Annotated in this window: 14 protein-coding genes and 1 pseudogene; 3 read left to right on the forward strand and 12 right to left on the reverse strand. The window is 64.2% G+C overall.

The window, feature by feature from the left end:
• Positions 1 to 4 precede the first annotated feature (4 nt).
• Complete coding sequence (locus AC0L3U_RS29195) at positions 5 to 625, reverse strand: TetR/AcrR family transcriptional regulator (RefSeq protein ID WP_456769706.1); 621 nt, start codon at positions 623 to 625, stop codon at positions 5 to 7.
• Between the two features lie 536 nt (positions 626 to 1,161).
• On the opposite strand from AC0L3U_RS29195, the gene AC0L3U_RS29200 reads away from it, so the two are divergent.
• Entirely contained in the window at positions 1,162 to 4,566 is a 3,405-nt protein-coding gene (locus AC0L3U_RS29200; RefSeq protein WP_456765871.1) for an acyl-[ACP]--phospholipid O-acyltransferase, read from the forward strand.
• A gap of 5 nt (positions 4,567 to 4,571) precedes the next feature.
• Positions 4,572 to 4,788, forward strand: a pseudogene (locus AC0L3U_RS29205) (lipase family protein); the annotation flags it as partial.
• A gap of 8 nt (positions 4,789 to 4,796) precedes the next feature.
• Here AC0L3U_RS29205 and AC0L3U_RS29210 read toward each other — a convergent pair.
• The 5 genes from AC0L3U_RS29210 to tcuA form a co-directional block, all read right to left on the reverse strand.
• Positions 4,797 to 5,219: a type II toxin-antitoxin system VapC family toxin gene (locus AC0L3U_RS29210; protein WP_456765872.1), complete on the reverse strand. Its 423-nt coding sequence runs from the start codon at positions 5,217 to 5,219 to the stop codon at positions 4,797 to 4,799.
• Positions 5,216 to 5,470, reverse strand: coding sequence for a FitA-like ribbon-helix-helix domain-containing protein (locus tag AC0L3U_RS29215; RefSeq protein WP_456765873.1), 255 nt, complete (start codon positions 5,468 to 5,470; stop codon positions 5,216 to 5,218). Before AC0L3U_RS29215 ends, AC0L3U_RS29210 begins: the two co-directional genes overlap by 4 nt.
• A 169-nt stretch (positions 5,471 to 5,639) precedes the next feature.
• A complete protein-coding gene (gene tcuB / locus AC0L3U_RS29220) occupies positions 5,640 to 6,746 on the reverse strand; it encodes a tricarballylate utilization 4Fe-4S protein TcuB (protein WP_473291643.1) in 1,107 nt (368 codons plus the stop codon).
• Between the two features lie 4 nt (positions 6,747 to 6,750).
• Positions 6,751 to 7,779 (reverse strand): alpha/beta hydrolase, encoded by a 1,029-nt coding sequence (locus AC0L3U_RS29225; RefSeq protein ID WP_456765875.1) that lies wholly within the window; start codon positions 7,777 to 7,779, stop codon positions 6,751 to 6,753.
• A 28-nt stretch (positions 7,780 to 7,807) separates the two neighbouring features.
• Complete coding sequence (gene tcuA, locus AC0L3U_RS29230) at positions 7,808 to 9,199, reverse strand: FAD-dependent tricarballylate dehydrogenase TcuA (protein ID WP_456765876.1); 1,392 nt, start codon at positions 9,197 to 9,199, stop codon at positions 7,808 to 7,810.
• Positions 9,200 to 9,351: 152 nt separating this feature from the next.
• On the opposite strand from tcuA, the gene AC0L3U_RS29235 reads away from it, so the two are divergent.
• On the forward strand, positions 9,352 to 10,047 hold the full coding sequence (locus AC0L3U_RS29235; protein WP_456765877.1) for a GntR family transcriptional regulator: 696 nt from the start codon (positions 9,352 to 9,354) through the stop codon (positions 10,045 to 10,047).
• A gap of 13 nt (positions 10,048 to 10,060) precedes the next feature.
• Here the strand turns inward: AC0L3U_RS29235 and ybaK are convergent, their stop codons facing one another.
• The 6 genes from ybaK to AC0L3U_RS29265 all read right to left on the reverse strand — a co-directional run bounded on the left by ybaK (position 10,061) and on the right by AC0L3U_RS29265 (position 18,127).
• Positions 10,061 to 10,534: a Cys-tRNA(Pro) deacylase gene (gene ybaK, locus AC0L3U_RS29240; RefSeq protein WP_456765878.1), complete on the reverse strand. Its 474-nt coding sequence runs from the start codon at positions 10,532 to 10,534 to the stop codon at positions 10,061 to 10,063.
• Positions 10,535 to 10,789: 255 nt separating this feature from the next.
• The gene (fdhF, locus tag AC0L3U_RS29245; RefSeq protein ID WP_456765879.1) at positions 10,790 to 13,558 is read right to left on the reverse strand and encodes a formate dehydrogenase subunit alpha; all 2,769 of its coding nucleotides are present in this window, start codon (positions 13,556 to 13,558) and stop codon (positions 10,790 to 10,792) included.
• Entirely contained in the window at positions 13,555 to 15,264 is a 1,710-nt protein-coding gene (locus tag AC0L3U_RS29250) for an NADH-ubiquinone oxidoreductase-F iron-sulfur binding region domain-containing protein (protein WP_473364124.1), read from the reverse strand. Before AC0L3U_RS29250 ends, fdhF begins: the two co-directional genes overlap by 4 nt.
• Positions 15,265 to 15,510: 246 nt before the next feature.
• Complete coding sequence (locus AC0L3U_RS29255; RefSeq protein ID WP_473364125.1) at positions 15,511 to 15,798, reverse strand: hypothetical protein; 288 nt, start codon at positions 15,796 to 15,798, stop codon at positions 15,511 to 15,513.
• A 92-nt stretch (positions 15,799 to 15,890) separates the two neighbouring features.
• Positions 15,891 to 17,546 (reverse strand): OFA family MFS transporter, encoded by a 1,656-nt coding sequence (locus AC0L3U_RS29260; protein WP_473364126.1) that lies wholly within the window; start codon positions 17,544 to 17,546, stop codon positions 15,891 to 15,893.
• Positions 17,547 to 17,863: 317 nt separating this feature from the next.
• Positions 17,864 to 18,127: a sulfurtransferase TusA family protein gene (locus tag AC0L3U_RS29265; protein ID WP_456765883.1), complete on the reverse strand. Its 264-nt coding sequence runs from the start codon at positions 18,125 to 18,127 to the stop codon at positions 17,864 to 17,866.
• Between the last annotated feature and the right edge of the window lie 57 nt (positions 18,128 to 18,184).

The following is an 18,184-nucleotide window of genomic DNA, read 5'->3' on the forward strand; positions in this document are numbered from 1 at the left end:
CACTTTATCGTATGGGCAGAATCCCGAGCCCCGCGAGATGCGCATCCAGAAATTGTTCAACCTGCTGGCGCAGCATTTGCGACGGTACGGCCACCATGCGCTCTTCGAGGCCGAGCGAGATGATCCCGTGCACGGCGGAAAACAGGGTGCGTGACAGCAGCGCGATCTGCACGTCGTCTGCATTCGGAAGCAGCCGCACCAGGGGCGCATGCATCAGCGCGAAGGCGTCCATCACCATCTGAAGGATGTCATCGGGGTAAGGGCGGTCGTCCTCCATCCGATGTTCGAACAGCGAGCGCAGCAGATTGGCGTGCTCCGCGAAGAATTCGAGATAGGTCGCGGCCAGCCCGTAGAGCTGGCGAACCGGATCCTCGGCTGGAACCTGGCCCAGCCGCACCGTTAGCGCATTAACAGTCTCCCGATTCACAGTCAGGATCACGCCGTCGAAGTCACCGAACTCGTTATAGACGCTGCCAACCGAGCAGCCGGCGGCGTCCGCAACGTCCCGGACTTTCAACGATTTCAATCCCTTAGTTGCAATAATGCCGCGAGCGATCTCCACGATCTGCTGCCGCCGGCGAGACTTTTTTCGATCTCGCAACGATTCGTCTTGAACATTGTTCATTTTCAGGATACTCACTTGAACAATGTTCAAGTTAACCCGGAGACCTGCAAAATGCAAACCCTCGCTGTTGATATCGCCTCCACCTTCGTCGATGACGCCATAGCTCTCGTGACCGGAGTTGGCCGCGCCCTCCTGCGGTTCGCGACGGGGCCGATCGATCGCATCGCAAATGCCTGCGACATCGCCGGCGTCCTGACCGAGCGCCGGGCGACCTTCCGGATGTGGCGGGCTAACCGCGGCCGTGCCCGTCATGAGGGCCGCCGCATTAGCCTGCTCGGCCGCCTCTCGCCCTTTCGCCGCCTAGCCCATCTCACCTGAGGCGAGCACGCCGCCTTGCCGGAGCGTGACAGAGCCGCGACCAACCATTTGCGAACCAAACCACGCCACGCGGAGACCAACAGGATCGGAAGGCAAAGGCGCAGAGCAGGCCGGGACGATCGCCGTCAACCCGCAAATGCCCGTCGCATCTCCTCCGGTCCCGACGCCCATCCGACAATGAAACAACCTCAGACAGCGTTTCCAAAACAGGACTAGTCATGATCAGGGATTTGATGTCGTCACGCCGCTTCGCGCCGCTGTTCTGGGCGCAATTCTTCTCGGCGCTGAACGACAACGTGCTCAAGAACGCACTCGTCATCATCCTGCTTTACAGTGCCGCGACCGGCCACGGCGATGCGCTGGTGACGGTCGCAGGCGCCGTCTTCATCTTCCCCTATTTCATTCTGTCCGGGCTCGGCGGCCAGCTCGCCGACAAATACGTCAAATCCGTCGTCGCAAGGCGGCTCAAATTCGCCGAGATCTTTGCCGCGGGCTTTGCCGCGGCCGGCTTCTTCCTGCACTCGGTGCCGCTGCTGTTCGCAGCACTTGCACTGTTCGGCGTCATCGCCGCGCTGTTCGGTCCCGTGAAATATTCGATGCTGCCGGACCAGCTCGAGCTCGGCGAACTCGCGACCGGCAACGCGCTGGTCGAAGGCGCGACCTTCATGGCCATCCTGCTCGGCACCGTTGCCGGCGGCCAGTTCGTGGCCGGCTCCGCGCATATGGGCTGGGTCGCATCGGCCGTGGTCGTGCTGGCCTTGCTGTCCTGGGCCTTCGCCTCCCGCATTCCCGCGACGACGCCGTCTGCACCCGATCTTCCGGTCAACGCCAATCCCTGGACCTCGACGCTCGGCCTGCTGAAGACGCTGCACGCCGATCACCGGCTGTGGGACGGCACCGTGATCGTCTCCTGGTTCTGGCTGGTGGGCGCCATCGTGCTCTCACTGCTGCCGGCACTGGTCAAGGACGTCATCGGCGGCACCGAGGGCGTGGTGACGTTGTGTCTCGCGATCTTCGCAATCGGCATCGCCATCGGCTCGCTGTTCGCCGCGAATCTGAGCCACGTTCGCCCAAACCTCGCGCTGGTGCCGATCGGCGCCATCATGATGGGGTTTGCCGGCCTCGACCTCGCCTGGGCGATCGGCGTGACCGCCAAGGGCCAGGACATCACCGCGGGCGACTTCGCGACCTCGTTCGCGGGCCTGCGCATGCTGCTCGATTTCGTCGCCTTCGCATTCGGCGGCGGGCTGTTCGTGGTTCCGTCCTTCGCCGCCGTCCAGGCCTGGTCTGCTCCCTCGGAGCGCGCCCGCATCATCGCCGCCGGCAACGTGCTGCAGGCCGCCTTCATGGTGGCCGGCTCGCTGTTCGTCGCGCTGCTGCAGGCCGGCGGATTGCACATCGGCTGGATCTTCTTTGGCCTCGGAATCGCCAGCTTCGGCGCGGTCTGGTTCGTGCTGACGAAGTGGGGCAAGGAAGGCGTGCGCGACTTTGGCGGGCTGCTGTTCCGCGCGCTGTTCCGCACCGAGGTCCGCGGGCTGGAGAACCTGCCGCCTGCTGGCACGCGCATGCTGATCGCGCCCAATCATGTCAGCCTGATCGACGGCCCGCTGCTGCACGCCGTGCTGCCGATCGACGCGAGCTTCGCTGTTGATACCGGCATCGCCAAGGCCTGGTGGGCCAAGCCGTTCCTGCGCGTGGTCAAGCACTACACCATGGACCCCAGCAAGCCGCTGGCCGCGCGCGACCTCATCAAGCTCGTCGCCGCCGGAGAGCCGGTGGTGATCTTCCCGGAAGGACGCATCACCGTCTCCGGCTCGCTGATGAAAGTCTATGACGGCACCGCGATGATCGCGGACAAGGCCGACGCGGTCGTCGTCCCGATCCGCATCGAAGGCGCCCAACGCTCGCATCTCAGCTATCTCAACGGCAGCCAGATCAAGCGCACGTGGTTTCCGCGGGTGACCGTCACCATCCTGCCGCCCGTCAAGCTTCCGGTCGATCCGTCGCTCAAGGGCAAGTCGCGCCGCAATGCCGCGGGCGCGGCACTTCAGGACGTGATGATCGACGCCATGGTGAAGAACGCCATGCTCGATCACACCCTGTTCGAGGCGCTCGGACACGCTTACCGCGACCGCGACACCGGCAAGGTCATCATCGAGGACGCGCTCGGCACCAAGCTGACCTATCGCAAGCTCATCCTGGGCGCGCAGGTCTTGAGCCGGAAGCTGGAGAACGGCACCGCTATCGGTGAGAATGTCGGCGTGCTGCTGCCGAATTCCGCAGGCGTCGCCGTCGTCTTCATGGCGTTGCAAAACATCGGCCGGGTGCCGGCGATGCTCAACTTCTCGGCCGGCCCGGTCAACGTCCTCGCCGCCATGAAGGCCGCACAGGTGAAGACCGTGCTGACGTCCAAGGCCTTCATCGAGAAGGGCAAGCTCGACAAGCTGATGGCCGCGATCTCCGCGGAAGTTCGCGTCGTCTATCTCGAGGATGTCCGCGCCTCGATCGGCACGGCCGACAAGATCAAGGGTCTGCTCGCCGGGACTACGCCGCGCGTCGTCCGCCAGGCGAGCGATCCGGCCGTCGTGCTGTTCACGTCGGGCTCGGAAGGCACGCCCAAGGGCGTTGTGCTGTCCCACCGCAACATCCTTGCGAACGCCGCACAGGCGCTGGCGCGGGTCGATGCCAACGCCAATGACAAGGTGTTCAACGTGCTGCCGGTGTTCCACTCCTTCGGGCTGACCGGGGGAATGATGATGCCACTGCTCGCGGGCATTCCGATCTACATGTACCCCTCGCCGCTGCACTATCGGATCGTGCCCGAGCTGATCTACCAGACCGGCGCCACGATCCTGTTCGGCACCGACACGTTTCTCACCGGCTACGCCCGCTCGGCGCATGCCTATGACTTCCGCACCCTGCGCCTGGTGATCGCCGGCGCCGAAGCGGTCAAGGATCGCACCCGGCAGGTCTTCATGGAACGCTACGGCATCCGCATCCTCGAGGGCTACGGCGTGACCGAGACCGCGCCGGTGCTGGCGATGAACACGCCGATGGCCAACCGCCCCGGCACGGTCGGCCGCCTGTCGCCGCTGATGGAAAGCCGCCTCGACCCGGTCCCCGGCATTGAGGAAGGCGGCCGCCTGTCGGTGCGCGGACCGAACGTGATGCTCGGATACTTGCGGGCCGAAAATCCCGGCGTGCTCGAACCGCTCGCCGAGGGCTGGCACGACACCGGCGACATCGTGGCGATCGACGCCGCCGGCTTCATCACCATCAAGGGCCGCGCCAAACGCTTTGCCAAGATCGCCGGCGAAATGGTCTCGCTGTCCGCGGTCGAGAACATCGCGACGACCCTGTGGCCGCAGGCCGCATCGGTCGCGGTGTCGATCCCGGATCCGCGCAAGGGCGAGCGTATCGTGCTGCTGACAACGGAAAAGAACGCCGAGCGCAGTGCGATGCAGGGCCAGGCCAAGGCGATCGGCGCATCCGAGCTGACCGTTCCCGCGGCGATCATGGTGGTGGACAAGGTGCCACTGCTCGGCACCGGCAAGACCGACTACGTCACCGCAACCACGATGGCCCGGGAGCAGGCCTCAAGCGCGGAGCGCGAGGTTGCCTAAGAGAGATGTCCAAGGCGCCTGACATGGGCAGCGCGCGATGCCCGGGAGTGGTACTGCTCCATGGCATCGCCCGCACCTCCGCACCCTGAAACGTCTTGAGCGGGCACTCCAGGCGACCGGGTTCGCGACACTCAACATCGACTATGCGAGCCGCAGGAAGCCGATTGCAGCGCTCGCGAGATCCACCCGGCGATCACCGATTTCGCAGAACGTGATGCGCCCGCCCCCCGTCAGGTGGTCACGGTCCAGGGATCGATTATAGTCAGACCGGCAGCCTTGAACGCACTCGTGTCGCGCGATGCCACTGCGAACCCGTGCGCGGCGGCGATCGCGGCGATATAGCCATCGGGCGTGGGGAAGCCTTTCCCGGCCGCGCGCGCCTTGACGGCGAGATCGGCATAGCGCCGCGCCGCGGCGGTATCGAAGGGCAGAATGCGGGCCGCGAACAGGTCCAGCACGCCGTCAAGCGCAGCTGCCAGCCTGTCCCTACGCTTGCCGCGCGGCAACGCGCTGATCCCGAACAACAGTTCGGCAATGGTGACGCTGGAGAGAAACAGCGTCTCGGCCGCCTGGGCGTCGAGCCAGTCGCGGACCGATGGATGCGGTTCGGGCTTCATAGCCTCGGAGACCACATTGGTATCGAGCAGGATCATTCGAAGCGCACCGGCTCAGCGGGACGCGCGTCGCGGCCAAGTTCAAGTGCCTCGACGTCGGCATTGGTGAGGCCGATCTTCCGGCTCATCTCCGAAAGAGCGGTGCCAAGCCGCAGCCGGCCCTCGGGACGCACTGCGGCCTCCAGAATGGCGCGCATTTCCGCTTCCGCACTGCGATTGTGCTGCGCCGCGCGGACTTTCAAGGCGCGATGCGCCTCCTCGGAAAGGTTGCGGATGGTGACGGCGGCCATGATGGCATCCTCCGGAGACTGACTGCAATGCTATCAAAATAGAACCTTTGATAGCATTTTTCAAGGGCGACTGCGGCGCTCACGCGCCGCCCGAACCTCCTTACCGGGATGCCGAACTTCTTCTCTCTACCGCTCACGTGCGCGAAACCCGCTTCCGCAAGTCTGAATCTCAAGAACTGCCTTCTCCGCGGCGCTCCTGCGCATAACGCACCAACGCCGCGAAGCGATAGATGCCGTGCACGAACTTGCCGTAGGGCATGGTGATGAACAGCGCGAACACTGCCCCCAAATGCAACGCAAGCAGCGGTCCCATGGCAGCGGTCTCCCGCAAGAGCAGAAGCAGCATGCCGGTGAAGCCGGCGAGGAACAGCATGGCGATGAAGCCGACATCCATGCCGTAGCGCTGCTCGTCGAGCAGCGCCGGATCGCGCCGCATCTTGGCGGCGAACAGGCCGATCGGCCCGATGATCAGGCCGATGCCACCGAGCGTGCCGAGAACCACCGGCAGATCCCACCACGGATACGGCGCCTCGCGGCCGAGCGGATAGTGATACAGCGTGGCGACCGAGGTCGCGGCGAAGCAGAGCAGGAAGCCGTAGAAGGTCAGGTGATGGAAAAGCTTGCGCCGGTCGGTCGGCTTGTCATCCTCATTGTAGCAGCCGACGCCGCCACCATGAAGATAGCGCAGCTCACCAGCGTCGCGTATCGCCTGAAAGATGGAGCCGCCGTCCGCACGGCCGCCGATCGGCGGGCCGATATCCCGCCAGAACGCACGCACGCTCATCACCAGCGCGAAGATCGCATAGAGGAAGGCGGCGCTGAACAACGCCGCCATCGCGTTGTGCGGCATCAACTTGTAGAACGCGCCGGGGCCCGTGTGCACGCCAAACAGCACGCTGCGGTCGTTCAGGGCCGCAAAGCCGAGGATGAAGGCGGCCATGCTGAGCGCGGCGACGATGCTGATGACGAGACCATTACGCGCGAAGGCACCGGACAGCGCGTGCGGCCAGGCATAGGCCGCATAGGATTCCGCGCGCGCGATCGCCAGCGTCTGCGGGACGTTGACGTCGAATTCGTGCGGCGGCGAGAACTGGCAGTCGACGTAGCAGGCGCCGCAGCCATGGCAGAGATTGGCGAGATAATTGAGGTCGCCGTCGGAGAAGGCGCGCCGCATCTCCATGGCGGGAAACACCGCGCAAAGACCCTCGCAGTAACGGCAGGAATTGCAGACCGTCATCAGGCGGTCGGCTTCGTCCAAAATTCTGGTTCCGTGCATGGCTTTACTTCGTCAGACCTTTGCCCTCGAGCCATTTCTGGATCAGGGCTGCGACCTCGAGGTTGTTCTTGTCCATCATCACCATATGCGAATTGCCCTTGATGCCGGCCTGCGGGAGATCGATGATGTCGACGCTGCCCCCGGCCGCCTTGATGGCGTCCGCAAAGGCGATGCCATTAGCGCGGATCTTGGGCCAGCGCGAATCGCGCTCGATATAGTCGCCGTAGATGATGAGGGTCGGGATGTTCTTCAGCACATCCGCCTTGGCGGGATCGCCGATGCCTGCCGGCTCGATCGCAATCAGCGCCTTGACCTTGTCGGGACGGGCTTGCGCGACCTTGAAGCCGAAGGTGCCGGCTTGGCTGTGGAACAGAAGCACCGAGGGGCCGACGCGATCGATCTCGGCGATATAGGCGGCGATGGTCGCATCGTCGGTCGTGGTCCAGCGCGGCACGTTCTGCTTGACGAAATTCTCGTAACCCTCGACGGGGAACTGGTTGCCCGGCAACAATCTTCGCTTGGCGGGATCGGGATCGTATGAGTTCGGTCCATCGCCGATGCGGAAACGCTCGAACGGGTTGGCCGTGGTCAGGAAGACCGGCTCGCTCTTGAAAATATCGGGGTACTGCGCCCAGCCCGCGCGTCCGCGCTCTACCGCGTCGGAATTATAAACTGCCCACCCCTTGCGCAGAAAATAATTCAGCCAGCCTTCGCGTCCGTCCGGCGTGGTCTCGTAGGTGACGCCCGTCAATCCGCCGCCGTGCCACATCAGCAAGGGATAGGCACCCTTCTCGTTAGCCGGCAGAAAATATTGCACGTACATCTGCTCGACCTGATACGTGCCGTTGGGATCGACCTTGGCCGGCACCCCACCGGGCGCGAACACGACCTCCCTCACCGGCTTGCCGGAGATTTCGACGAGGCGGCCGCCGACATGGAACGAACCCATGTCTCGCAGCGTGATCGGCTCGGCCGCCTGGGCGTGGCCGACGATTAGCAGCGCCGCGATCGAAGCGATGGCAATGCGTGACATGGTTCCTCCCTCGTGTCTTTTCTTCGTCCTAGTTCTTCGCGTGGCGTGCCGCTTCCCGTCCTGCAATCCGTCCGAACACGCTTCCGATGGTCATGCCCATGCCGGCAGCATAGCCCTTGCCGAGCACGTTGCCGGCCATGATCTCGCCGGCGGCGAACATGTTGGCCGACGGCTTGCCGTCAGCCATCAGCATGCGCGCTTCCCTGGTCACGCGCGTGCCGAGATAGGTGAAGGTGATGCCGGGCCGCACCGGATAGGCTAGGTAGGGCGGCGTCTCGATCCGCCGTGCCCAATGCGTCTTCGGCGGCGTGATGCCTTCGGTGCGGCAATCGTCCAGAATGGTGTGGTCGAAGGTGCCGGGCTGCACCGCGGCATTGAATTCGGTAATCGTCTTTTCCAGCGCAGCCGAATCGAGCTCGAGCTTGCCCGCAAGCTCGGCAATCGTCTGCCCTGCGATCGGCGGGAACAGCGTCGGCATGAAGCTCGTGACCACGGTGGAATCGAAGATGATGTAGGCGATCTGGTCGGGCTGCGCGGCCACCAGCCGGCCCCAGATCGCGTAACGCTTCGGCCAGATGTCCTCACCTTCATCATAGAAGCGCTGCGCCAGCTTGTTGACGACGATGCCAAACACGACGGAATCGTGCCGCGTGATGATGCCGCCGTCGAATTTCGGCGCGCGCGCGTCGATCGCGACCGCATGGCACTGGGTGGGGTCGCCGACCTCCTGCACGCCCCTGGCGAGCAGCATCTTCAGGATTGAGCCGCGGTTATAGGGCGTGCCGCGGATCAGAAAATTGTCGGCGGCCTCGCCCCAATATTGCTTCAGCCATTCGATGTTGGCCTCGAACCCGCCGGCCGCGGCGACCAGCGATGTCGCGCGTATCTCGGTATCGCCCTTGATCGGCCGCTTGAGGCGAGCAGCGAGAAACATGCCGTCCTCGATCACGAGGTCGGTGACCTCGGCGTCGTATTCGACGTCGACGCCGAGCTTCTCGGCGGTGAGATAAAGTGCGTTCAACATCGCGCGGCCGCCACCGAGAAAGAAGGAGTTGGTGCGACCGAGGCTCAGCGTGCCGCCAAGCGAGGGCTGCCAGCGCACGCCCTGCTCGACGATCCAGTTCAAGATGTCCTTGGACTCCCGTATCATGTGCCGGGCGAGCACCTCGTCGGTCTGGCCGCCGGTGACGCGCAGGAGATCCTCCCAAAACTCTTCCTCGGTGTAGGGGCCGGTGAGGATTTCGGTCGCCTCGTCATGGGCGCAACGCATGTTGCGGGTGTGGCGCGTGTTGCCGCCGCGATAGAATTTTGGCGCACCTTCGAGCACCATCACGGACGCCCCACCGCGTCGCGCACTGATCGCCGCACACAGCGCCGCGTTGCCGCCGCCGATCACCAGCACATCGTATTTGCTGCTCATGCCGTCTGCCCGTGCGACGAAGTTGGAAACATTCTGCCCGCCGGCAGCCTCGGTCAATCCGGGATCATTGCGCACCTTTGTATACAAAGCTATACAAACGTCCGGCAAGCGCCATCGCTGCATGGGCAGGATGCGCGAGCCCACGAGGATGGATGGCAAGACGTCCGACAAAGGTAGGCGGCTCGATCGCGCGCGGCGGCGGCGTGGCACTGGGCGAAGCCGTGTTCCGCTCGCTCTGCGAGGCGTTGCAGGCCGGCAGCTACCGCGCCGGCGACCGCCTGCGCGAGGAGGAGGTCGCCCAGCGGCTGAAGGTCAGCCGCACCCCGGTGCGGGAGGCTCTCGGGCGACTTGCGGCCCGCGGGTTCGTCGAACCTGCCGGCGGCCGCGGCCTGATTGTGCGCAACCTCGACATCTCGGAGGTGCTCGAGCTCTACGCCATGCGCGAGATCATGGAGGGCGCCGCCGCCCGACTTGCGGCCGAGCACGCCTCGGCGCCCGAGATCGATGCACTCAGGGATATCGAGCAGGCCTTTGTCGAAGCGTCCGAGGCCGACGCGACCGAGATGGCAGGAGACATGGCAAGACTCAACCGCGCCTTCCACGAAGCGATCTGCCGCGCCGCGCGCAACCGCTATCTCGACAACGCTTCGCGCGAATTGCAGGACTGGATCGCCCTGCTCGGTCCAACCACGTTCACGGTATCGGGCCGCCCCTCGACCAGCCACGGTGAGCACCAGGCCATCATCGAAGCCATCGCGGCTCGCGACGGCGGCAAAGCGGAGCAGCTCGCGCGCACACACATCCGCGAAGCGCTGCGCTGCCGGCTGAAGCTGTTGCAAAAGCAGTAGTAGAGCGCGGCGCTCAGGCGACCAGTTCCGCGACGATCGCCTTCAACACGTCCCGCACATCGGCCGGACTGAGCCGCACCTGCAGTCCGCGCTGGCCGCCATTCACGTACACATAGTCATGTGCGAGCGCGCTCTGCTCGATCACGATGCGCACGGGCTTTCGCTGCCCGAATGGGCTGATGCCGCCAACCTTGTAGCCGGTGAGGCGCTCGGCCTCCGGTAGCTTCATCATCTGCGCCGACTTGCCGCTGAAAGCAGCGGCGAGCTTCTTCATCGAGACTTCCTGGTCGGATGGGACGATCACGCAGACCGGCTTGCCATCGACGAGCGCCATCAGCGTCTTCAAGACGCGCGCGGGGTCTTCGCCAAGCGCAGCAGCCGCCTGGAGGCCGATGCTCTCGGCATCGGGATCATAGTCGTAAGCGTGGACGGTGAAGGCAACACCGGCGGCTGTGAGCGCGCGTGTGGCTGGGGTGGCTTTGGACATGGACGATGTTTACCACCGCCATTGCGAGGAGCGAAGGGACGGCAACACGGGTGGACGCATACACCACAGCCTCAGCGTCGTCCCGGCGAAGGCCGGGACCCATAACCACAGGCAGGAGTTTGGTGAAAACTCGTCGTTCGGTACGCCCACCATCCGCTAAGGAGACACCTCGCGGTATGGGTCCCGGCCTTCGCCGGGACGACGCCGCATATTTGGAGGCATTGTGCCGCCAAATAGCCGGCGACCGCCGCAGCCCTACTCCGCCGCGTCCCGCATTTCGGCGCGCTCGGCTCTCGCCGCGCAGAACTTGAACTCCGGGATCTTGCCGAACGGATCGAGCGCCGGGTTGGTCAACAAATTCGCCGCCGCTTCCGCGTAGCAGAACGGCATGAAGACCATATTCTCCGGAACGTCGCGGTCGGAGCGGACCTTGACCTCGACCGCGCCGCGGCGGGTCTCGAGCCGGATGAAATCGCCGGGCGCTAGCTTCTTCCTGTGCATGTCCTTTGGCGACATGAACGCGACCGCCTCGGGTTCGATCTGGTCGAGCACCTGCGCGCGCCGGGTCATGGAGCCGGTGTGCCAATGCTCCAGCACGCGGCCGGTCGAGAGCACCATCGGATATTCGGCGTCGGGGATCTCGTCCGGCGGGATGACGTGAGCCGGCACGATCTTGCCGCGGCCGCTCGCGGTCGGGAAGCCCGTGGTGAAGATGATCTCGTTGCCGGGCATGTCGGGACCATCGACAGGATAGGTGACCGCGCCCTCGCGGACCAGCCGCTCCCAGGTGATGTTCTTCAACGACGGCATCAGCTCTGCCATCTCGGTGAAGACATCGCCGGGACCGGCATAATTCCACGGCAGGCCCATGCGCTTGCCGATCTCCTGGATGATCCAGAGATCCTGCCGCGCATCGCCCGGCGGCTTGATCACCTGGCGCGCGAGCTGCACGCGGCGATCGGTGTTGGTGAAGGAGCCTTCCTTTTCGGCAAACGCCGAGGCCGGCAGGATGACGTCGGCGTGGAACGCGGTCTCGGTGACGAAGAGATCCTGCACCACGAGATGATCGAGCATGGCAAGCGCCTGGCGCGCATGCTGGAGATCGGGGTCGGACATCGCGGGGTTTTCGCCCTCGATATACATGCCCTTTATCTCGCCAGCGTGGATCGCGTTCATGATCTCGACCACGGTCAGACCGCGCACGGGATCGAGATCCTGGCCCCACAGCTTCTCGAACGCACCGCGCATGTCGTCGCGGCCAACCGGCTGATAGTCCGGCAGGAACATCGGGATCAGACCGGCATCGGAGGCGCCCTGCACGTTGTTCTGGCCGCGCAGCGGATGCAGGCCGGTGCCGGGGCGACCGACCTGGCCGGTGATCAGCGCCAGCGCAATCAGGCAGCGCGCATTGTCGGTGCCGTGGACATGCTGGCTGATGCCCATGCCCCAGAAGATGATCGACGATTTTGCCCGCGCATAGGTTCGCGCGACCTCACGCAGGGTCTGCGCCGGGATACCGCAGATCGGCTCCATCTTCTCCGGCGTGAACTCCTTGATCTTCTCTTTGAGGTCCTCGAACCCCTCGGTGTAGCCGGCGATGTATTGGTCGTCGGTCAAACCTTCCGTGATGATCGTGTGGATCATCGCGTTCAGCATGGCGACGTCGGAGCCCGGCTTGAACTGCAGATGCTTGGTCGCGTGGCGCGACAGCGTCTGCCGCCGCGGGTCCATGACGAACAGCTTTGCGCCGTTCTGCTTGACCGCGTTCTTGATGAAGGTCGCGGCGACCGGATGATTCACGGTCGGGTTGGCGCCGATCACGATGATGACTTCGGCGTCCATCGCAGCCGAGAACGGCGCCGACACCGCGCCCGAGCTCAGGCCTTCGAACAGCGCCGCGACCGACGAGGCGTGGCACAGACGGGTGCAATGGTCGACGTTGTTGGAGCCGAAGCCGGTGCGCACCAGCTTCTGGAACAGATAGGCCTCCTCGTTCGAACCCTTCGCCGAACCGAAGCCGGCCAGCGCCTTCACGCCCTTCTCGTCGCGGATCTTGACGAGGCCCTTGGCCGCGATGTCGAGAGCTTCTTCCCAGCTCGCTTCGCGGAAATGCGTGAACGGATTGGCCGGATCGACCTGGTCGTTGGAATCCTTCTTCGCGTTCGGCAGCCGAACCAGCGGCTTGGTCAGGCGATGCGGATGGTGGATGTAGTCGAAGCCGAAGCGGCCCTTGACGCAGAGACGGTTGCGGTTGGCCGGGCCATCGCGGCCCTCGGCATAGATCACCTTCTCGTCTTTGACCTCATAGGTCACCTGGCAGCCGACGCCGCAGAACGGGCAGAGCGAATCCACCTTCTTGTCGGCATAGACGACACGGGTCTGCGCCTCGTCGAGCATCACGGCCGGCATCAGCGCTCCGGTCGGACAGGCCTGCACGCATTCGCCGCAGGCAACGCAGGTGGACTCGCCCATGGGATCGTCGAAATCGAACACGATTTTCGAGCCGTGGCTGCGATAGGCCATGCCGATGACGTCGTTGACCTGGACCTCGCGGCAGGCGCGCACGCACAGGCCGCACTGGATGCAGGCATCGAGATTGACGCGCATCGCCGGATGGCTGGCGTCGGTCGCCCAACGCTCGGCGGCGGGGAAGCGGCTTTCGGTGACGCCCGTGGTTTCGGCCCAATGCCAGAACTTGGAGTCCGGATCGTGCGAGGTCTCGCGCGCCGGCTGATCGGCGACCAGCAGCTCCATCACCATCTTCTGCGCCGATACAGCCCGCGCGGATTCGGTCTTCACCTTCATGCCGACCGACGGCGTGCGCTTGCAGGACGCCGCGAGCACACGCTCGCCCTCGATCTCGACCATGCAGGCGCGGCAATTGCCGTCGGGGCGATAATCCGGCGCGGGCGAATAGCACAGATGCGGAATCTCGCGGCCCTGACGTTTTGCGACTTGCCAGATCGTCTCGCCTGCATTGGCCTCGACCTGCTTGCCGTCGAGCTCGAACGTAATCTTCGTCATTCGGCCGCTTCCTTGAACTCGTCAGGGAAATATTTGATCACAGTGGACAGCGGATTCGATGCCGCCTGTCCAAGCCCGCAGATCGAGGCATCGCGCATCGCCTGGCTCAATTCGTCCAGGAGAGCGCGGTTCCAGACCGGTTGCTGCATCAGCAGCGCGGCCTTCTGGGTTCCGACGCGACACGGCGTGCATTGGCCGCAGCTCTCGTCCTCGAAGAACTTCATCAGGTTCAACGCGGCCGCGCGCACGCTGTCCTGTTGCGACAGGATCACGATCGCGGCAGAGCCGATGAAGCAGCCGTATTTTTCAAGCGTGCCGAAATCGAGCGGGATGTCGTCCATCGCCGCCGGCAGGATGCCGCCGGACGCACCACCCGGCAGGTACGCATAGAACTGATGGCCATCGGCCATGCCGCCGCAATATTCGTCGATCAGCTCGCGCACGGTGATGCCAGCAGGCGCGAGCTTCATGCCGGGATTCTTGACGCGGCCCGAGACCGAGAAACTGCGCAGGCCGTGCCGCTCATGGCGGCCGTGGCCCTTCCACCAATCGGCGCCCTTCTCGACGATGTCGCGCACCCACCACAAGGTCTCGATGTTGTTGATCAACGTCGGCAGGCCGAACAGGCCAACCTGGAATGGATAAGGCGGCTTGTGCCTGGGCAGGCCGCGCTTGCCCTCGATGCTTTCGAGCAGCGAGGATTCCTCGCCGCAGATATAGGCGCCGGCGCCGCGGCGCATGTGCAGCGTCGGACCGCCCGGCGGGAGCTTTGCGATCTCGCGTTCGAGGATTTCGCGCGATGCCGGATATTCGTCGCGCAGGTAGATGTAGATATCCGAGGCCTGCACCACATGGGCGCCGATCAGCATGCCCTCGAGGAAGCGGTGCGGATCGCTCTCGAGATAGACGCGGTCCTTGAACGTGCCGGGCTCGCCCTCGTCGCCGTTGATCGCCATCAGCCGGGGACCGGGCTCGCCCAGCACCGCGCGCCATTTCCGTCCCGTCGGGAATCCGGCGCCGCCGAGACCGCGCAACGAGGCGTCATCGAGTGCCTTCAGCAGGTCGTCCGTCGCTAGCTCGCCCGAGCGCAGGCGATTGAGCAGATTGTAGCCGCCGCCGGCGACATAGGCATCATAGCCGATATGTTTGGGCAGATGCGCGTGGGTGTCGCCAGCCTTCACCGCCGCCGTGACATTGGCCACCGTCGCATGGTCAACAAAGTTGTGTCCGACTTCCGCGGCCGGCGCCGTATCGCAGCGGCCGACGCAGGGCGCGCGCAGCACGCGGATGCCGGGGCCCGACGCGTCCTGCAAATCGGCGAGCAGCTTCTCTCCGCCGAGCATCGCGCAGGTCAGCGAATCGCAGACGCGGATCGTCAGCGGCGCGATATCGGGCTCGCCTTCCTTCACCACATCGAAATGTGCGTAGAAGGTTGCAGTCTCGAACACCTCGGCGAACGCGAGCTTCATCTCGTCGGCGAGCGCGGCGAGATGCGCGGCCGAGATCTGGCGGTACTTGTCCTGGATCAGATGCAGATATTCGATCAAGAGATCGCGCCGCCGCGGCCGATCGCCGAGCATCTGCTCGATCTCGTGCGCGGCGGTAGGATCGACCTGCCGTCCCTTGGGCGTGGATTTGGCGCGCTTCCGTCCCTGGCCGGGATGTTCGAACTCGCGAACCTTGTGAACGTCGTCGTTGCTGCTCATGGAGAGGTCGCGTTCTCTTCAAATGCGTGATCAGTCTAGGCCGGATCGCCAAAGCGATCAGCCTTCGTTTCCCGCTTCGATCAGCGGAACCACCGGTTCTGCGTCCCGCCGATCAAGCCAAATTCGACGCAACTCTAGTCTCTGGTATGCCAGATGCAAGACAATTTAGAGCGTCTCTAGAATGATTTAGGAGGCAGGCGGTCGCCCGCCATGCCCCTTTACGCGTGCGCCAGACGGAACCCGATCTCAGGTCTTGCTCATGCACTCTTCGATATAGAACCAGCGGTCATCGCCGGCGAGGCCCTTGGCCTTCACGTCGGCGCGGCAGGCCTTGAGCTTCGGCTTGTTGGCTGCCCATTTCGCCTTCATGTCTTTCAGCTTCTGCATGGTGAGTTTCATCTTGCCAGGCTTGGCTTCGGTCGTTGCAGCAGGCGTCGCCGGTGTCGTTGTCGTCTGCGCGGATGCGGCATGAAGGCCAGCGACGAGCAACGCGGCCGCAAGGCAAGTTCGAAGGCAAGTTCGGGTGCGAATCATTTTAATCCCCCTAAGTCCCATTCTTGATGATGTCTGAAAGGCCAACGAAGCGGGACGCCTGATGAGCATCCCGCTTCTGTTTCAACGGCGGATCAGAAGATTTTGACCGCACTCTCCAATGTCTTCCAGACACCCCAAAGCAGGGGGACGCCGACGAAGGCCCAGAACAGCGCCGCCTTGGCGTCAAGCCCGCCAAATCCGATGCCGTAGGAGCCGTGCGGCCCCGCGGCGGCGGCGTTGGCGCTTGCCGCCTGCAACTTGGCGACATCAGCCTCCTTCATGTGCCATTTCGAATCGACCGGCTTGATCAGATAGTTGCAGATCAGGCCCGCGATCAGCATGGCGCACAGGATGTACATGGTGGTGTTGTAGAGCTGGTCGCGCGGCACGCCTGCCGCGAGTTGGAACTCGCGGATGTAGTTGACGACGACAGGGCCGATGATGCCCGCGGTGGACCACGCCGTCAGCAGCCGGCCATGGATGGCGCCGACGAACTGGGTTCCGAACATGTCGGCGAGGTAGGCCGGCACGGTGGCGAAGCCGCCGCCATACATCGACAGGATGATGCCGAAGCCAAGCACGAACAGGAGCTTCGAACCCATCGCCGCAAAGGTCGGCGCCAGCGCGTAGAGCGCGATGCCGAGGATGAAGAACGTATAATAGGTGTTCTTGCGCCCGATCTTGTCCGACAGCGATGCCCAGAAGAAGCGGCCGCCGATGTTGAACAGCGACAGCAATCCGGCGAAGCCCGCGGCGATCGCGGCGATCTGCGCCTTCTGTCCCGCATCAAGCGCGTTGAAGCCGACGTTAGGCAGGCCGATCAACTTGCCGGCGAAGATCTCCTGGAGCATCGGTGAGGCCATGCCGATCACGCCGATGCCGGCCGACACGTTCAGGCACAGCACCCACCAGATCAGCCAGAACTGCGGCGTCTTGTGCGCGTCGTTGAGATGGACGTTGGCCTTCGAGATCATCGCGTTGGCCTTCGACGGCGCGGTCCAGCCCTCGGGCTGCCAGCCGGGCGGCGGCAAACGATAGCGGAACGCGCCGATCATCATGAACACGAAGTAGATGACGCCCATCGTGACGAAGGTCTCCCAGACGCCGACCGAGGTCGGGGTCTTGAAGTAGTTCATCAACAGGTTCGCCAGCGGCGCGCCGATCATGGCGCCACCGCCGAAGCCCATGATGGCCATGCCGGTCGCCATGCCGCGACGGTCCGGGAACCACTTCACCAGCGTCGAGACCGGCGAGATATAGCCAAGACCGAGACCGATGCCGCCGATCACGCCCGAACCCAGCCACAACAACCAGAGCTGATGGGTGTAAACCCCGATCGCACCGAGGAAGAGGCCGCCGCACCAGCACAGCGCCGAGACGAAGCCGGCCTTGCGCGGGCCTACGCGCTCCAGCCAGCCGCCCCAGACCGCAGCCGCGATACCGAGCAGCACGAAAAAGAGCGTGTACATCCATCCCATGCTGGCGACCTTCCAGTCGCAGCTGGTCGTGAACAGCTCCTGAAACAGCGACATCTCTGCGCACGCCTTCGGCGCGGTCACGCCGATCGCGCGCGACAGCGGCAGCCAGAACACCGAGAAACCGTAGGCCATGCCGATGCAGAGATGGATGCACAGGGCGGCCGGTGGCACCAGCCAGCGATTGAACCCCGCGGTCGCGATGGTCCGCTCGCGATCCAGAAAACCTGCGCCGGCACCCGAAAGTGTTCCAGCGCTCTCGATGGTAGACATGCATTCCTCCCCTGAAGCCGCCCTTCTGAACGGCCTGCCACGACGGTCCTGTTCCTCAGCTGCAGCGCAGCCTTTGTCCCTGCTGCTCCGCACAATGATCGACGCGCGCCAGGATCGTCACGCGCATCCGAGACGTTAAACCCCTAACCTTGGGGGCTATGCCCGACGCCACGGCCGGGCTTCTTTCGATGGCCCATTTGCTCCGCATATCGCAGGCAAGACTCGACCTCCGCGTCTCGGCGGAGGAACTCAATTGGGGCAGAAGTGGTGATCGATGTCGATAGACAAAAGGTAGGTATCAACCGAGTGACCGCCGGCTAAGTGGGCGGCGCACCATTGAGATTTTCTATCGATCGATTGGCCTTCTCAATCAAGAACACGATACGCGCGTCGTTGCGCTCGGTGATCTCCACCGTGTCGCCGGTCTCCCGGATCAGGTTCGGAATGTCAATCACCGACAGGGGATCGGTGCAGTACACTTCGAGCTGATCGCCCGGCTGCAATGGCTTCAGCGCTTTGCGCGTCTTCAGGGCGGGCAGCGGGCATTTCAGTCCGGTGAGATCGAGCGTCGTTCTGGTCATCGGCGCAACATGGCGGGAGGGGCCGATGGCGTCAACGCCAGGACAGCGCCAACATAG

Source organism: Bradyrhizobium sp. Kon69 (assembly GCF_055807515.1).

Excerpts from the sequence above, each read along its gene's own strand:
- fdhF (WP_456765879.1), bottom strand. The coding sequence starts at position 13,558 with ATGACGAAGATTACGTTCGAGCTCGACGGCAAGCAGGTCGAGGCCAAT.
- AC0L3U_RS29260 (WP_473364126.1), bottom strand. The coding sequence starts at position 17,546 with ATGTCTACCATCGAGAGCGCTGGAACACTTTCGGGTGCCGGCGCAGGT.
- tcuB (WP_473291643.1), bottom strand. The coding sequence starts at position 6,746 with ATGCACGGAACCAGAATTTTGGACGAAGCCGACCGCCTGATGACGGTC.
- AC0L3U_RS29210 (WP_456765872.1), bottom strand. The coding sequence starts at position 5,219 with ATGATCCTGCTCGATACCAATGTGGTCTCCGAGGCTATGAAGCCCGAA.
- AC0L3U_RS29235 (WP_456765877.1), top strand. The coding sequence starts at position 9,352 with ATGGCAAGACGTCCGACAAAGGTAGGCGGCTCGATCGCGCGCGGCGGC.
- AC0L3U_RS29255 (WP_473364125.1), bottom strand. The coding sequence starts at position 15,798 with ATGATTCGCACCCGAACTTGCCTTCGAACTTGCCTTGCGGCCGCGTTG.
- AC0L3U_RS29250 (WP_473364124.1), bottom strand. The coding sequence starts at position 15,264 with ATGAGCAGCAACGACGACGTTCACAAGGTTCGCGAGTTCGAACATCCC.
- AC0L3U_RS29195 (WP_456769706.1), bottom strand. The coding sequence starts at position 625 with ATGAACAATGTTCAAGACGAATCGTTGCGAGATCGAAAAAAGTCTCGC.
- AC0L3U_RS29225 (WP_456765875.1), bottom strand. The coding sequence starts at position 7,779 with ATGTCACGCATTGCCATCGCTTCGATCGCGGCGCTGCTAATCGTCGGC.
- AC0L3U_RS29265 (WP_456765883.1), bottom strand. The coding sequence starts at position 18,127 with ATGACCAGAACGACGCTCGATCTCACCGGACTGAAATGCCCGCTGCCC.
- tcuA (WP_456765876.1), bottom strand. The coding sequence starts at position 9,199 with ATGAGCAGCAAATACGATGTGCTGGTGATCGGCGGCGGCAACGCGGCG.
- AC0L3U_RS29215 (WP_456765873.1), bottom strand. The coding sequence starts at position 5,470 with ATGGCCGCCGTCACCATCCGCAACCTTTCCGAGGAGGCGCATCGCGCC.
- AC0L3U_RS29200 (WP_456765871.1), top strand. The coding sequence starts at position 1,162 with ATGATCAGGGATTTGATGTCGTCACGCCGCTTCGCGCCGCTGTTCTGG.
- ybaK (WP_456765878.1), bottom strand. The coding sequence starts at position 10,534 with ATGTCCAAAGCCACCCCAGCCACACGCGCGCTCACAGCCGCCGGTGTT.